Annotated in this window: 12 protein-coding genes; 5 read left to right on the top strand and 7 right to left on the bottom strand. The window is 40.7% G+C overall.

The annotated features are described in order from the left end of the window. Positions 1-1,965, top strand: coding sequence for a DNA primase (gene dnaG / locus HMPREF9331_RS02045; RefSeq protein ID WP_016419505.1), 1,965 nt, complete (start codon positions 1-3; stop codon positions 1,963-1,965). A gap of 1 nt (position 1,966) precedes the next feature. On the opposite strand, the gene HMPREF9331_RS02040 is transcribed toward dnaG, so the two are convergent. The 4 genes from HMPREF9331_RS02040 to HMPREF9331_RS02025 all read right to left on the bottom strand — a co-directional run bounded on the left by HMPREF9331_RS02040 (position 1,967) and on the right by HMPREF9331_RS02025 (position 7,022). Then, positions 1,967-3,148, bottom strand: a complete 1,182-nt coding sequence (locus HMPREF9331_RS02040; protein WP_009641461.1) for an aspartate aminotransferase family protein — start codon at positions 3,146-3,148, stop codon at positions 1,967-1,969. Between the two features lies 1 nt (position 3,149). Beyond that, positions 3,150-3,827, bottom strand: coding sequence for a leucyl/phenylalanyl-tRNA--protein transferase (gene aat, locus HMPREF9331_RS02035; protein ID WP_016419504.1), 678 nt, complete (start codon positions 3,825-3,827; stop codon positions 3,150-3,152). Positions 3,828-3,874: 47 nt separating this feature from the next. Next, on the bottom strand, positions 3,875-5,806 hold the full coding sequence (locus HMPREF9331_RS02030) for a putative porin (protein WP_016419503.1): 1,932 nt from the start codon (positions 5,804-5,806) through the stop codon (positions 3,875-3,877). 112 nt (positions 5,807-5,918) lie between these two features. After that, positions 5,919-7,022, bottom strand: coding sequence for a formimidoylglutamase (locus HMPREF9331_RS02025; RefSeq protein WP_016419502.1), 1,104 nt, complete (start codon positions 7,020-7,022; stop codon positions 5,919-5,921). A gap of 256 nt (positions 7,023-7,278) precedes the next feature. Here HMPREF9331_RS02025 and HMPREF9331_RS02020 point away from each other — a divergent pair, with 256 nt between their 5' ends. The 4 genes from HMPREF9331_RS02020 (at position 7,279) to HMPREF9331_RS02005 (ending at position 11,885) form a co-directional block, all read left to right on the top strand. Then, positions 7,279-8,100 carry a universal stress protein gene (locus HMPREF9331_RS02020; RefSeq protein WP_009641470.1) on the top strand — a complete coding sequence of 274 codons (822 nt, stop codon included), beginning with the start codon at positions 7,279-7,281 and terminating at the stop codon, positions 8,098-8,100. Positions 8,101-8,342: 242 nt separating this feature from the next. Continuing rightward, the gene (locus HMPREF9331_RS02015; protein ID WP_016419501.1) at positions 8,343-9,530 is read left to right on the top strand and encodes a porin; all 1,188 of its coding nucleotides are present in this window, start codon (positions 8,343-8,345) and stop codon (positions 9,528-9,530) included. 12 nt (positions 9,531-9,542) lie between these two features. After that, positions 9,543-10,706 carry a porin gene (locus HMPREF9331_RS02010; RefSeq protein WP_016419500.1) on the top strand — a complete coding sequence of 388 codons (1,164 nt, stop codon included), beginning with the start codon at positions 9,543-9,545 and terminating at the stop codon, positions 10,704-10,706. Between the two features lie 27 nt (positions 10,707-10,733). Then, on the top strand, positions 10,734-11,885 hold the full coding sequence (locus HMPREF9331_RS02005; protein WP_172539818.1) for a THUMP domain-containing class I SAM-dependent RNA methyltransferase: 1,152 nt from the start codon (positions 10,734-10,736) through the stop codon (positions 11,883-11,885). Positions 11,886-11,889: 4 nt separating this feature from the next. Here HMPREF9331_RS02005 and HMPREF9331_RS02000 read toward each other — a convergent pair whose 3' ends face one another. From HMPREF9331_RS02000 to lolA1, 3 genes are read right to left on the bottom strand one after another with little or no spacing between them, the layout of a single operon-like run. Beyond that, positions 11,890-12,600, bottom strand: a complete 711-nt coding sequence (locus tag HMPREF9331_RS02000) for a class I SAM-dependent methyltransferase (protein ID WP_016419498.1) — start codon at positions 12,598-12,600, stop codon at positions 11,890-11,892. Positions 12,601-12,604: 4 nt separating this feature from the next. After that, a complete protein-coding gene (locus HMPREF9331_RS01995; protein ID WP_016419497.1) occupies positions 12,605-14,041 on the bottom strand; it encodes an LptF/LptG family permease in 1,437 nt (478 codons plus the stop codon). A gap of 27 nt (positions 14,042-14,068) precedes the next feature. Continuing rightward, positions 14,069-14,710: an outer membrane lipoprotein periplasmic chaperone LolA1 gene (gene lolA1 / locus HMPREF9331_RS01990; RefSeq protein ID WP_009641425.1), complete on the bottom strand. Its 642-nt coding sequence runs from the start codon at positions 14,708-14,710 to the stop codon at positions 14,069-14,071. Positions 14,711-14,813: the final 103 nt, after the last annotated feature.

Here is a 14,813-nt window from a genome sequence, read left to right as displayed (position 1 = left end):
GTGATTACTAAAGAAAGCATAGACAAAGTATATGATGCCATTCGGGTGGAGGAAGTCATAGGCGACTTTATCCAACTCAAGCGTTCTGGCTCTGGTTACAAGGGACTCAGTCCCTTTACCAATGAGCGTACGCCGAGCTTTTCCGTATCTCCAGCCAAGCAAATCTGGAAGGACTTCAGTAGCGGAAAAGGTGGCAATGCCATTGCTTTTCTTATGGAACATGAGCACTTCTCTTATGTAGAGGCCATTCGCTATCTGGCAAAAAAATACAATATAGAGCTGGAGGAAACCCAACAGAATGAGGAGGAGAAAAACAAAGCCAATGAGCGGGAGGGATTGTACTTGGTGAGCGAATTTGCTCGTGATTATTTCCAGCAAATTCTTCTAAACGCTGAAGAGGGCAAAGCCTTGGGACTCACTTACTTCAGGGAACGAGGCTTTACCGATGAGACTATTGCTACTTTTCAGCTCGGTTATTCCCTTGATAGCTGGAGTGCGCTGACCGATGAGGCCATAGCCAAGGGAATGAATATCACTTACTTAGAAAAAACAGGGCTTACTATTACCACTGAGAAAGGTCGTAAGATAGATCGTTTCAAAGGACGAGTGATGTTCCCCATTCTCTCCATGAGTGGGCGGGTCTTAGGCTTTGGTGGACGTATACTCTCCAAGGAAAAACAAAAAGAAGCCAAATATCTGAACTCTCCTGAGAGCGACATCTATCATAAGAGTAATATACTATATGGTATATTTCAGGCCAAACCTTTTATCGCCAAGGAGGACAATTGCTACCTTGTAGAAGGCTATACCGATGTGATACAGCTCTACCAGCGCGGTATCAAGAATGTGGTAGCCTCCAGCGGAACAGCCCTCACTCAAGAGCAGATACGCCTTATGCGCCGACTTACCCCCAATGTTACCATTCTCTATGATGGGGATGCGGCAGGGCTAAGAGCGGCTATTCGTGGAGTGGATCTGATTCTTGCCGAGGGTATGAATGTACGTATTTGTACCTTTCCCGAAGGAGAAGACCCTGATAGCTTTGCCAAAAGTAATTCTTTAGAAGAAATACAGGCCTATTTCAACGAACATACACAAGATTTTATCCGCTTTAAGGCCTCTTTGCTCATTGAGGAAGCCCAAGACGACCCTATGAAGCGTGCCGATACCATTCGCAGCATGATAGAGAGTATTTCCAAAATCTCCGACCCTATCAAAAGAGAAATCTACGTCAGGGAATGCGCCAAAATCATGGAAATATCCGAGGAGGTACTCTTTGCTTCGCTGGCACAAATGAAGCAGCAACAGCTCTTAAAGGCACAACAAGAGCTAAAGAAAGTGCAAAAGGAAACACCTATGGCTGCGGTGAAAATGCCTGAGCGCCTGCCTCCCATCGCCTATTTGGAGAAGGATCTGATTAAATACCTGCTTCTCTATGGGCCTAAAGAATGTGTCTTTGAGGACAAATTCCTATACTACGATCCTGAAACGGGAGAAGAAAAAGTGCAGGAAATCAGCCAAAAGGCAAAGGTATATGAAAAACTATTCCTCGAACTCCAAGCCGATGAGATAGAACTTTCCACGGCGGAGTTCAAGGAAATATATACTTTCTTTATAGACAAATATCAACATGGCCTTGAGGATATTTCTACCATTATCAATGAGCTTCCTGTCTCCATGGCTTCCATTATTGCTACCTTTCAAGCTCAGGAGGAAGAAATCCGCCTACACAACTGGAGAGAGAAAGGAGTAGAGGTAAAGCCTAAGGAAGCTGACCTTTCCTATGCAATCAATGGAATTGTCCTGAATCTTCGCAAGATACTTATTGACAAAAAGATAGAAGAACTCCGAGCCGAAATTATCCAATTAGAGGCCGAAGAGGGAGATCCCTCTTGGGCTATCCAAGAAGTAATGGAGTACAATGTACTGAAGAACACGATCTCCCGCCGCTTAGGTTCCAATTAGTCTATGGTTTATAACAATCTATAGCCTCTAAAATAATCGCGCAAGCCTTCTCAATCTCTTCCTTGCTAATGGTCAGTGGCGGAGAGATCCTCACCGCTCTAAGTTCAAAGAGCAGCCAAAAGAAGATATACCCTCTTTGGTGAGCATAAAGGATTATGTGATTGGCCAAGTCCTCACTCTCCATAATAGCCGCTAGCATGAGTCCCTTACCATTAACCGATTTTATCTTAGGATGCTTGAGGAGCTTGCGGAAAAGTTGTTCCTTCTCAAGAGTTTCTTGCATAAGAGAAGTGGTAAGCAGCTCATTGAGTGTCGCCAAAGAGGCAGCTGCCACTACTGGATTTCCCCCAAAGGTTGTGATGTGAGACATCTTGGGTTTGTCGGCCAAAAGGTGCATAAGGTCATAAGAAGCCACAAAAGCACCACAAGGCAGTCCGCTGGCCATTCCTTTACCAATGGCTATAATATCGGGTACTACATTATAGTTCTGAAAACCAAAGAGCTTGCCTGTACGCCCAAAGCCTGGTTGTATCTCGTCCAAGATAAGCAGAGCGCCTACCTCTTGGCAGCGTTGTTTTACCTTAGCCAAGTAGTCATTCTCAGGGGTGATAAAGCCTGCACCTCCTTGAATAGTCTCCAAAACGACCCCTGCAGTTCGCGTGGTAATCTTCTGAAGTTCTGCTTCATTGTTGAACTCTATCCAAGCCACATCGGGTAGGAGCGGACGAAAAGGTTGTTTGCGCAATTCGTAGTCCATGATACTAAGCGATCCCTGAGTATTGCCATGGTAAGCCTTGCGGGCAGCGATAATTTGGGAGCGTCCCGTAGCACGCTTAGCCAGCTTGATACTCCCCTCAATAGCCTCGGTACCTGAATTGACCAAATAAGTCGTTTCCAAAGGTGCAGGTAGATTTTCAGCCAAGCGCTTACAATAGTCCACCGCTGGTGATTGCGCATACTCTCCATAGACCATTACGTGCATATACTTTGCTGCTTGCTCTTGTATCGCCTTGACCACCTTGGGGTGACAATGGCCTAAGGTACAAGCCGATACGCCCGCTACCAAGTCCAAATAAGCCTTTCCTTGGGTATCATAGATATAAGAGCCCTCGGCACGAGCCACCTCTAAGCCCAAGGGGTAGAGAGAGGTTGGGGCTTGATAATGTAAAAAGTCTTCTTTCATTTTATGATGCTTTCATTTTCTTGATTCTAAGACGTATATTGCCTTCTAAAAGATATTTCATATATTCGGAGCGAAGGATTTCATAAGCCCCTAAGCTCTCCAAGTGTTCGTTATACACTTGGCAATCCAGTAGCAGATAGTCCTTTTCCTTGAGATCTTGCAAGAGTGTATAGAAAGCCACTTTGCTAGCGTTGGACACCTTGGAGAACATACTCTCTCCACAGAAGATGCCGTTACCTATATCCACCCCATAGAGTCCTCCTACTAGTTTCTTATTCTGCCATACTTCCACCGAGCGAGCTAGCCCCATTTCGTGGAGTTTGGTATATGCTTCCACTATTTCATCACTAATCCAGGTGCCTTGTTGGTCTCTGCGATAGATGTTCTTGCAAGTGGTAATCACCTGATAGAAGTCTTTGTTAAAGGTTATGTCAAATATTTTTCTATTGAAGATATTGTGCATGCTCTTGTGCATGGTATAATGCTGAGGTACCACTACCATACGCTTTTTGGGAGCCCACCAGAGTATAGGTTCGTCCTCGTTATACCAAGGAAACACCCCGCTCTTATAAGCCAGCAAAAGACGTGGTATGGAGAGGTCTCCTCCTATGGCAAGTATTCCTGTTTTGTCGGCTTGCTCCACTGGAGGAAAATAAAGATTTTGGGTTAATATGTACATTGATAATGATGATATATTAGGGTATATAAGTTTTTTAAGAAATATTTCTACTTGAAGAAATACCATATAATACCTAGGCGCACTTTCCAATCGCGATAAGGTTGAGCAGGAGCCGCGTAATAGTTGTAATTACCAAGTAAGGCTTCAAGGTGCTCCACGGTAAAGAAGATACGCATAGTTCTTACCTTTGCATTGAGGAAGAAATCAGTCACTGAATAGTTCCCTATCTTCTGATCGGTCTGTACTTGGAAATCAGCCAATAGCGGATTATACTCGTTAGCATAATAGTTAGTAAAATACTTGAAAGTAAGTCCTGTCTGCAAATACATGGCTTTTTTGAACATGTAGGAGCTGAAATAGAGTGTATTGCGGGTAGTGAAGGTAGGGACATTGAAAATGTGCTCTCCTTGTTGTAGCACTTGCTGATACATCAGAGTGTTGTCCAAGCCCCAGTTGCCCAAGCGAAACTCTTTCTCCCCTACCAGTTTCAGGTACTGTATATTACCTGTGTATTGCTGAGGTTTGGGTTGTTTTTTTGTTCCATTGATATTGGTTTTAAGTTCAAAATAAGTGTAGTTATTGATATTAGTAATATCCAATGAGAGGTTTCCCCACTGGGAGCGGAGTCCCCCATAGATGGTCTGAATGTTTTCCTTAGAAAAGTCATCAAAGTGATACCAATTATAATTCTTATAATCACTCTGATAGAGTAAAAAATTAAAGTTAGGCAGTTTAGAGGTGATATTAATCCCTGCAAATAGCTTATTATGCTCATTAAAGTTGTAAGACAAGTCTCCTTGGAGCTTGGTACCTAATATTTTCCCAATAATCATTTGTTCTCCTTCGGCATTGATATAGAATCCCTTATAATTCTTTTTCCATTGAAGTCCCAATCCGTAATCGGTTCCCTTTATCTGGTGAGGTATAAAGTTACCCGATGTATCTATGAAGATTCCTTTGGCAAAATAATTATAGAAATAAGACTTTCCATATACGAATGTCTTGCCCAAATAAGGTAGAGAAAGCTCTGCTCCCAGCTTATTGGTCAGTGCTCTAAGGGAGAGCTTGTCTCGAAGATCCTTAAGGGTAAAACTCTCCCCAAAGAAGTTATCTGCAGCTAGAGCTTTTTGGGTATAATAATAGTTTTCTGTCTGATATTCAAACAAATGCTTCAAAAGTATCTCCGAATCACCATCCTCAGAAGGTCTTAGGAAATTATACTGGTGTTGCAAGAAATAACGCTTTAGGTTCTGCTGAGAGGTTACATCCGAAAGGGCTATATCCAAGCGTGCACGATTGCGAAATTGGTCATTTCCCCCTTGGAATTGGTCAGGGTATAGCAATCCCCCATTCTCTTGGCGATCTATCTCCTCATTGGCATAGTGGGACATCACTAGGTACTTTCCACTCTTTGACAAATAGGAAAAGCCTGCAAAGAAATTTCCTATAGAGGAAAGGATATTCTTGTAATCTCCTAAAGAACGCAGCGCATTATAGCGTACAAAAAAGTTAAATTCGGGCGATAGATTGGCCGAGAAAAAGGACTGTAACATTTGTCCTTGCGAGAGTCCCGACTTGAATGAGAATTCAGTCATGGGCGTGGGCACTCTGTAGTAGAAGACATCATCGGCTGATGAAAAATAAAAACTATTTCCTCGCATTCCCAATCGTGGGGAAAGTGCTGTATGCTTAAAATCATACGCCAGTGTCGTATAGGTCTGCCCCATATTTTGGAAAGGTACATAGGCAAACATATCCTTTCTTACAGGATTTTGCTTATACATTGCCTTAAGAGTAAGGGTAGTATCTATCGCTATGGTATCGCGTGTTATGGAAATATACTTATAATCCTGCGAAGAAAGTGTAATACTGTCTTTTTTCTTAGGCTGGGGTCTTACAGATTTGAAACGAATACTATCCTGAGCTAGAACTCCTATGGATAGGAATAAGGCTATAAAGAAAAGTAGTTTTTTGAGCATACTTTTGTTTTAGTTATCAATGTTGGTTGTGTAGGGGCAAATGGCAATTCGCCTATACTTGTTAGTTATTAGTGGTTAGTTCCATATTAACTTTTCACTCTTCATTCTTCACTTAGTTCAGAGATCTCTGATGGAGGTTCCACCAGCGCAAAGGGATTTCCCCTTCAAGAGCTTTTTGGTAATCTCGTTCAGTACAAGGTAGCATAAAGGCTCCTTTGGAAGACTCACTAGGGAGAATCCACCAGCGTCCTGTACGATTGCTCTTATAGAACTCTATGGTGAAATCCTCTAAGAGTACTATATGTTTGGTATAATTTTTATCCTCAATAGAAGGAAACTCTTTGATACGATAGTTGATACCCTCTATAAAGTACCAAAGCACCTCCCCTACTAGCATCTTTCCTCGTTCGGAGACAGGCGGATTGAAAATACCCAATACAGAGGTTTGTGAACTAAGCCCCGCATAGCGGCTTATGGTACAGATCTCTCTGGCGGTAAATCCATTGACGAACCCCTTAGGCATATCGGTATCAGAGGCTTGCACCGAGGTCATATCAATACTCACTAGGTCCGTATTGCGCAAAATAGGTTCCACCTGCTCCATATAGCTGGTAATCTCGCCCAATCGGTAGCTTTCAAAGAACATCTTTTGAAGTAAGTCAATAGATTCCTGAGGGTTATAATAAGTTTGGTAACCAATATTGGTAAAATGGTTCAGCTGTGTAGGCGTTTCCATTAGAATACGGCTCATATAGCTATCCTCAGCAAAAATCTCATACTCATCGGAAAAGCCAAAGAGCGCATTCACACAAGCAAGATTTACCATTTGCTCCATAGTATCGAAGGAGCGATAGAGTGCATAGGTATTCTCCACCCCTTCAGCCAAGAGTATAGGTATAATCCCTTGCTTGAGCAAGTGAGCTGTTACTTCTCTTATAGCTACAAAAGTATCCTCTTGGGTAGTTCCTTCGGGGATATTTCCTAAATCAGCCAAAACAATATCCCAATTACCATAATAAAGGCTATAAAAAGCATCTCTAAATGAGTTTTTCAGGATATTTTCGCTATTAGAGAGTGAGAAAATAGCCACTTGTACCCCTGAAAGGTCTGGCAAGCCCTCTTTTCGGGTATGTTTTTTTATTTTTCCTCCAATGGTTTGGGAAATATATTTCTTTTGAACAAAAAAATCTTCTATAGGATATAAAAAATCTAACACTATTCTAAAAAATTAGATGGTAGACGAAAAATTGTCCCCTGATTAAATCTTGTGCAAAAATACATATTAAAAACTGTACAATAGTAAAATTAAGAGAGTTTGTGAATAGCTCCCCTTTATTTTCATCTATTTTAATGTTTGTTTTTCTATTTTTTAAAAATTTTTCACAGACAAAGTTTGTTTATTATTTTGAAAAAACGTAATTTTACAGCGTAGAAAAACAAAAATATTGTCTAACATATAATCTTCAATTACCATGAAAAATATTCTTGTACCTGTCGATTTCTCAGAACATTCTAATTATGCAGTAGAAGTAGCCGTAGATTTAGCAAAGAAAAATGGGGCTACCATTCTATTGTTACACTGTGTAGAACTGCCTAGACGCTTTGTTACAGAATCCACTTCGGCACTCCCTGAAGAACTTTTCTTCATGCGTGAGGCTGGCCTTAATGTAAAGAAACTCTCCGAGGAGTTAAAAGAGAAAGGTCTTACCGTAAAAACTGTGGTAGAGACTACCGCTCTTACCTATGCAGTAAAGAACCTACTTGAAAGTGAATCGGTAGACTTTATCGTGATGGGATCTACAGGAGCTACAGGCTCTAAAGAACTCTTCTTAGGTTCCAATGCTGAAAAGATTGTACGTACTTCCTCTGTACCTGTTTTGGTCATCAAAGACAAAACGGATATTTCCAAGGTAAAAAAACTTATTTTTGCCTGTGATTTCTCTCAGAAATATGTAGAAGCCTTCCAAAAAGCAGTAGCTTTTGCCAATATTTTGGATGCCAAGATAGACTTTGTATATATCAATACTCCTTATCACTTCAATTCCAGCAGGGAGATAAAGGTACTGATAGATAATTTCTCTAAAGAACATAAGGAAATACTCTCTCACAATATCCATATGTATAGTGATTTCTCTATTGAAGAAGGTATTATCCACTTTACAGAAGACCATCAGAGTGATCTTATCTGTATGTTCCCAGCCAAGCAAAGTGCACTTATGCACATCTTCAATGGCAGTATCAGTGAGGACATTGTAAATCACTCTGAAAAACCCGTACTTACGATTAAGCTATAATTTTTGGTTTCATTTTTTTAATTTTTAAGGAGAATGTCCCTATGCAGTGGTGAGTAGCTATTCATCACTGCATAGGCATTTTAGCCCCTTAGTTACTTTTTTATATTTACATCGTTTTTTTATGCAATACATTTAATGTTAAAAAGGACATTATTGTCGTAATTAAATTGTATTTTTAAAAATACACGTTTTTCTTTAGTAAATATTAAAAATAAATTCTTATTTTTGCAGAAAAAACATATATGAAAAAGATCATTATCCTCTTATTACTTGTTCTAATGACAGAGAACGCCTTTGGAGAAACGCATTTCTCCATAGAGAAGGACACCCTTTTGTCTCCTCATTCGGCACAATCGGCCAATATTGAATTCTATTTCAATAGTAGTTTTGCTGCGGATAAGACAAGACTTACCCCTACTTCAGCCGCTTTCCGCCTAGAGGATGCGAGAATTTATATGTATGGAAACTACAACAAGGACTTATCCTACAATGTACGTTTTCGCTTAAATCGTCCCTTTACACCCACTTCCCAGGACAATGCATCGGTAGCCTTAGACATGGCTTTTCTTACTTATCGCTTTGGTAAAGATCGCCAATGGGACTTGAGATTAGGTAAGGCCTATGCTATGATAGGCTCCTATGAGATAGATATTCACCCCTTGTATGAGTATATCTATGGGGATTATTTGGCTTATATCGTCAATCCCTTCCTTGGGGTACTTCAAGTAGGTTATGCCATCAATGAGCGCCATAAGGTAGGACTACAGGGGCATAATACACTCAATGCCAACTTCGCTGACCACTTGCAGAACAATGGCTTTGTTGCTGGAGATTATGTGGCTTCTAGAGCTCCTATCGGAGGATATGCGTATTGGACAGGCTCCTTTTTTGATGGAGCATTACATACTAATTACTCTTACAATGTATCGCAGTTTGCCCAAGACTATTATACCCATACCGTATCGCTAGGTCATCAGCTTACCTTAGGAAAACACTCGGCCTACATAGACCTGATGTATTCCCATATGGGGGCTGACTATGCCTTAGTAGCCTCCAAGATACTCAACCAGTATGAAGGGCAGTCCGACAAACTTATGTATAAGAACATAGTATATAAAGGAGTCATCTCTCGTTACGAATACCAAATAGATGATTATTGGAGTGTTTCTGCCAAATTGGCAGTGGAGCTTGCAGGAAGCAAAAACAAGATAAGTGAGCACTTCCGCCAAAATTACAGTTATTTCCTTGCCGTACAATATGAACCCTTTAAGACACAGGATTTCCGCTTCTATGGAGCCTATATAGGCAATACAGTTAATTATGCTGAGGCACTCAATATGCCTTATGAGCAATTTCATAGAGTAGCCTTAGGAGCTGCTTATACTTTGCCAGTTTTGAAAAAATCAGTAACTTTACCGCGAGAAAAATAAAATAAATTCATCATGTCAGGAAAAATAAAATTAGTCATTACGCTAAGTATTTTAGTACAGAATTTTATTTTTGCACAGAAAGATACACTTACAGAGCCACTTTCAGCTGAAAAACTGAAAGTAGAATTCTATTTCAGAGGAGGGTTCCTTTCGGATATTCATAGCCAAGAGGCTCTCTCTTCCTCTCATTTTCAGATAGATAATGCGCGTATCAATATTCAAGGGGATTACAACAAAGCGCTCTCCTATAGGGTACGCTTTCGTATGAATAAGCCCTTTGCTACTACCACTCAGGACAATGGGGCTGCTGCTTTGGACTATGCCTATATCACCTATCGCTTTGGCGCAAAAAGACAATGGGCAACCACTTTAGGCAAACAGCTTTCGGTAATGGGGTCCTTTGAACAGGATATCAATCCGCTATACGAATATATTTTTACGGATTACCTCAATGGAGTATATACCAATGTCTTTTTGGCAGGAGCACAACTCTCTTACCAGCTCAATCCCCAGCACATAGTAGGGGTACAGCTGCACAATACAGTAAATCAGTCTTTTGCTAAACACTTGGAGAGTAACCACTTTGTTACTGATAACTATACAGCCTCTAAGGCGCCTATAGGCGGTTATCTGTATTGGAATGGTATTTTCTTTGATGGTATGTTCAGGACTAAGTATTCGTATAACTTAGCCCAGTTTGCCCAAGGATACTACACCCATTCTGTTTCTTTAGGTAACAAGCTACAAGCAGGTAAGCATACCGCTTATTTGGACTTGGTGTATTCCCATATGGGGGCTGACTTCGGGCTTACCTCCTCAAGGCTGCTAAGTATGTATGACGGTCTTTCGGAAGGAGCTTTTGTTATGCGCAAGAACATCGTATATAAGTGTGCGGTCTCCCGCTATGACTATCAGATTGATGAGCGCTGGAGTCTCTCTGCCAAGTTAGGGATAGAGACCACTGGCAGTAGGAATACCCTCAATGAACAGCTAAGAACGAGCTATGTTTATTTCCTTGCAGGGCAATATGCCCCCTTTGTCAGTCAAGATTTGCGCTTCTATGTGGCTTATGTAGGTAACCATATCACCTATACCGAAGCCCTGAAGTTGCCTGATGAACAGTTACACAGCATAGCAGTAGGTGCTTATTATACCTTACCTGTTTTCAAGCGATAATCACGAATTAATTTATTTCCTCATTATATGGAAAATTTCCCGATGGTGGCCAAAACCTTTTTTGGTTTTGAAGATATTTTAGAAAAAGAACTACGTACCTTAGGCGCTATGAATGTGAAAAAAGGCGTACGAAGTGTCTCTTTCTCTGGCGATAAAGGCTTTATGTACAAGGCCAACTTATCCCTACGCACAGCCCTGAAGATTCTCAAGCCTATCTACTCTTTTGAGGTACGCAATGAGAAGGACTATTACCAAAAACTCTATCAGTATGATTGGAGTCGGCTATTCTCTGCTGCGCAAACCTTTGCTATAGAGGTAACTCTGACAACTGACCTCTTTAACCATACCCAGTACATGGCCCTAAGAGCCAAAGATGCTATAGTGGATAAGTTTCGTGCTCAAGAGGGCAAACGTCCTAATATAGACACACTACACCCTGACATTCAGCTGTTTATACATATTCAGAAAGACAATAAGGTCATCGTTTCTTTGGATACCTCTGGGGAATCGTTGCACCATAGGGGCTATCGTACCCAAACCAATATAGCTCCTATCAACGAAGTACTTGCCGCAGGGATCTTGCTACTGAGTGGTTGGGAAGGGCAAAGTGATTTCTTAGACCCCATGTGTGGGAGTGGTACCTTCCTAATAGAGGCTGCTATGATTGCTTGTAATATCCCTGCCTCTCTCCATCGCAAGGAATTTGCCTTTGAGAAATGGGCTGATTATGATGTAGATTTGTTTGAAACTATCTTTGATAGTTCTCTGGGCAAAGCGAAAGAGTTTTCCCACCAGCTATATGGCTATGACAAGGCACCATCGGCGGTGATGAAAGCTAAGGAAAATGTAAAAAATGCTCAACTTAGCGAATATATCACCATTCGCCAACAGGATTTCTTCAAGTCCAAGAAGGAAAACGACAAACCTCTCTTTATGGTATTTAATCCTCCTTATGGAGAGCGATTGGAAATCAACCCACAAGTGTTCTACCAGCAAATAGGCGATACACTCAAGAGGGGATATACCAACACCCAGGCATGGTTCATTACTTCCAACCTTGAAGCCCTTAAGTCGGTAGGGTTGCGCCCTTCTCGCAAGATAAAACTCTTCAACGGTAAGTTAGAGAGCCGTTTGGTCAATTACACCATCTATGAGGGAAGCAAAAAAGTAAAGCAATAATTCCTCACTGGTCTATCTGTAACTTAGCCAAGTAGTTAAAGGCATCCCCCTCCTGTTGTAATTCACAGCTAAGACCATTGTGATAGGCCGCATTTTGCAAGGTATTATAATCCAAAAAGAGCCAAGGGAAGGAATCTTTCTTTCCCTTGTAGCTTATGGTATAAGTAAGTTCACCATAATAATCAGCATCTTCGGCAATGGGCACAATATAACCCCCATCTTCATCTTGGTCAAACATATAAATAATATCGGTAGATGTAGCCAAGATCTGCCCAGTAGGTGTAAGAAGCGATTTTAGTTTTTGTAAATAAAGGTCAATCTTTGACAGTTTCTGACAAACTCCTATACCATTCATTAGCATAAGAATAGTGTCAAACTTGCCATTATAGTCCAGCACATCGGCACATACAGCTTGCTTCACGCCCCTGAGTTTACATACCTCAACAGCAGAAGCAGATATATCAAGTGCCACCACGTCCAATCCCTTTTCTTGTAGATATAGGACATGTGAGCCTGTCCCTGCCCCTACGTCCAATACCCTTCCCTGAGCCATGGTAAGTGCTAATTGTTCCAAAGGAATCATTTGGGAGAAAGAACGAAAGAAGTGAGAGCGGAAGAGAATTTCCCGCTCTGAAATATTTGTCTCTACATGTACATCGTCCGATCGGTCTCCCTTTTGGTAATCCAAGAGCGAGCGTCCTAACAAATCCAACATCTGATTACGATTTTATTTTCTTTGAGAAGCGTTTTTTTATTCTATAAACCAGTTCACCAAAGTTCCCTACCGACTTATCTTCATTGACAAAGATAGTAAGATAAACCCCTAAGGGTAATAGGAAAAAGGTAGGAATCCAAGGAGCTACATAGGGGTTTATATTCCCATTGGTTGCCATATTCTTAGTTAATAGTCCAGAAAAATAATAAGCCAAGAACAATCCTATAGCTACCACCAAAGGCATACCTACCCCCCCCTTACGGATTACAGCCCCTAAGGGAGCCGCCACAAAAAAGAGTACAAAGCAGGTAATGGCCAGCGCAATCTTGTCACTTAGGGTCAAGCGATAGACATTGATTAGCTTCTGCTGGTACTCCATATTCTCCTTGTTGTTATCTATATTATTGATCAGGGAAGAAATATTATCTTTGGCTAGGCTATATATCTGGGTATGCTCATCTTTTTCCTTATATCGGTCAAGTAGTTCTGTGGCACTCTTGACCTTTTCCCCAGAGGAAGGCTGCTGATCTGTCTGTTTATCAGAGAGATAACTCACCCCAGTACGCCTGTAGAAGTTCTCTCCAAAGTCCTTCAACTCCTGCCTATAATCCCCTACTATAGAATCCAAAGTATAGGATAATTGGCTGATATTCATTGTTCTATAATAATCCTTTTCTGCATTCTCATTATAATTGATATCCTCATTAAGTGAACTAATATCTATATTAAGGATATGAGTTTGGAACTTTGCTTTCACGAAGGGATAATTGGCATTGTCATTATCCACATCTTCGTAGTAAGCCCCATCCTTGAGTACCAACTGTAGAATATCTGAACCCTTCTTATGTCCTGAGAGAGTTCCGTTTTTGGCTTTTATGACAGTGCGGTTTTGCTTATAAGCATTGAGTTTATGAATTACTATATCATGGAGAAACTCTCCGTTTTCCCCTGTTTTTCTACCTACTTTTATTGAAAAATCCTGTACATTATTGAATATCCCTTGACTTATGGCCAGTGCTGGTTGCTTATTTCTAATACTTGCTCTGAGGGCTACCACCTTCCTATTAGACCAAGGTTGTAGGTTGTTAAAGGTGAAGAAAACCCCAATACTGAGCAGTATCATAAAGACAATAAGCGTACGAGAGGCCTTGAGCAAAGACACTCCCGACGCTTTCATAGCTGCCAACTCATAGCTCTCTCCCAAAGCTCCTAAGGTCATTATAGACGATAACACCACCGTAAGGGGTAGAATCAGCGGAATGAGATTGGGCAGCATAAGGGCTATAAACTTTATCACCACAAATATACTCAGTCCCTTGCCCACCAACTCATCTATATAAAGCCAAATGGTTTGAAAGACAAAAATCAGTGTGATGATAAAGAGAGAGGCTATGAAATTGTAGATAAAACGCGATAATATATAACGATCCAGTATTTTCATAAAAGGGGATTTGCCTTGCCTAAGTGATTATTTGTTAATGTAATATCCTAATTTCTTGTATTTGCTCTCGTTAAAGAGAAACTCGTTACCACTTAGGGGTTGGTTAGTTTTAAATTCGTTGATCGTAATGGTTGTTTTCGCCTCATTCTTACCCACTTGTATAAGGTTATAGATATGCTTGGTAGTGGTATCTATACCGAGCAAAATAAGCTTAATATCAGAAGCGGGTTTGGTAGGTTTGAGTTCTATATATTGTATTTTACGACCTTTCACTTGCTGTACAATATCCCATTTGTAAGAAAAATCTTTTTTGTAGAAAGTCAGCATCTCGGACGGCTTGATCATTTGGTCGTCTTTGTTTTCGGTATCCTCTATAGTTACCTCCTCATTCTCAGGAACTATAGTATATATTTTTTTACCATCAAAGATTTTGGTAACTCCCATATAATTAAGCAGATACTTCTGTCCACTAAGGGTTACATCACCTCTGGTATCCTGCTTGATACGCTCTTTGGCATTCTCAAAGGAATAGCGAAAGTCTATATAAATATTGTTGTAGGATGTTACTTTTTTATACACTTCATCCAAAAGAGCTTTAGCCTTAGTGGCATTCTGTGCTTGAGTGAGAGAAGCCATAAGAGCAACAACAAATAAAAATATTCTTCTCATTTCTGTAATAATAAATACTCTCTCTACAGCAATAATTATGCCAAATTTTTATCTGCGGTTAATGGTCAGTAATTCAAAATTCAAAACTATTTTTTGTCTGAGT

It is taken from the genome of Capnocytophaga granulosa ATCC 51502 (assembly GCF_000411115.1).
In the GTDB taxonomy this organism is placed as follows: Bacteria; Bacteroidota; Bacteroidia; order Flavobacteriales; family Flavobacteriaceae; genus Capnocytophaga; species Capnocytophaga granulosa.
Note: the sequence above shows the minus strand (reverse complement) of the source record. Positions and strands in the feature narration are given on the sequence as shown.

Bases quoted from the DNA above. Each gene is read 5' to 3' on its own strand.
- HMPREF9331_RS02040 (WP_009641461.1), bottom strand. From the start codon at position 3,148: ATGAAAGAAGACTTTTTACATTATCAAGCCCCAACCTCTCTCTACCCC.
- HMPREF9331_RS01995 (WP_016419497.1), bottom strand. From the start codon at position 14,041: ATGAAAATACTGGATCGTTATATATTATCGCGTTTTATCTACAATTTC.
- HMPREF9331_RS02005 (WP_172539818.1), top strand. From the start codon at position 10,734: ATGGAAAATTTCCCGATGGTGGCCAAAACCTTTTTTGGTTTTGAAGAT.
- HMPREF9331_RS02000 (WP_016419498.1), bottom strand. From the start codon at position 12,600: ATGTTGGATTTGTTAGGACGCTCGCTCTTGGATTACCAAAAGGGAGAC.
- aat (WP_016419504.1), bottom strand. From the start codon at position 3,827: ATGTACATATTAACCCAAAATCTTTATTTTCCTCCAGTGGAGCAAGCC.
- HMPREF9331_RS02020 (WP_009641470.1), top strand. From the start codon at position 7,279: ATGAAAAATATTCTTGTACCTGTCGATTTCTCAGAACATTCTAATTAT.
- HMPREF9331_RS02010 (WP_016419500.1), top strand. From the start codon at position 9,543: ATGTCAGGAAAAATAAAATTAGTCATTACGCTAAGTATTTTAGTACAG.
- HMPREF9331_RS02015 (WP_016419501.1), top strand. From the start codon at position 8,343: ATGAAAAAGATCATTATCCTCTTATTACTTGTTCTAATGACAGAGAAC.
- lolA1 (WP_009641425.1), bottom strand. From the start codon at position 14,710: ATGAGAAGAATATTTTTATTTGTTGTTGCTCTTATGGCTTCTCTCACT.
- HMPREF9331_RS02030 (WP_016419503.1), bottom strand. From the start codon at position 5,806: ATGCTCAAAAAACTACTTTTCTTTATAGCCTTATTCCTATCCATAGGA.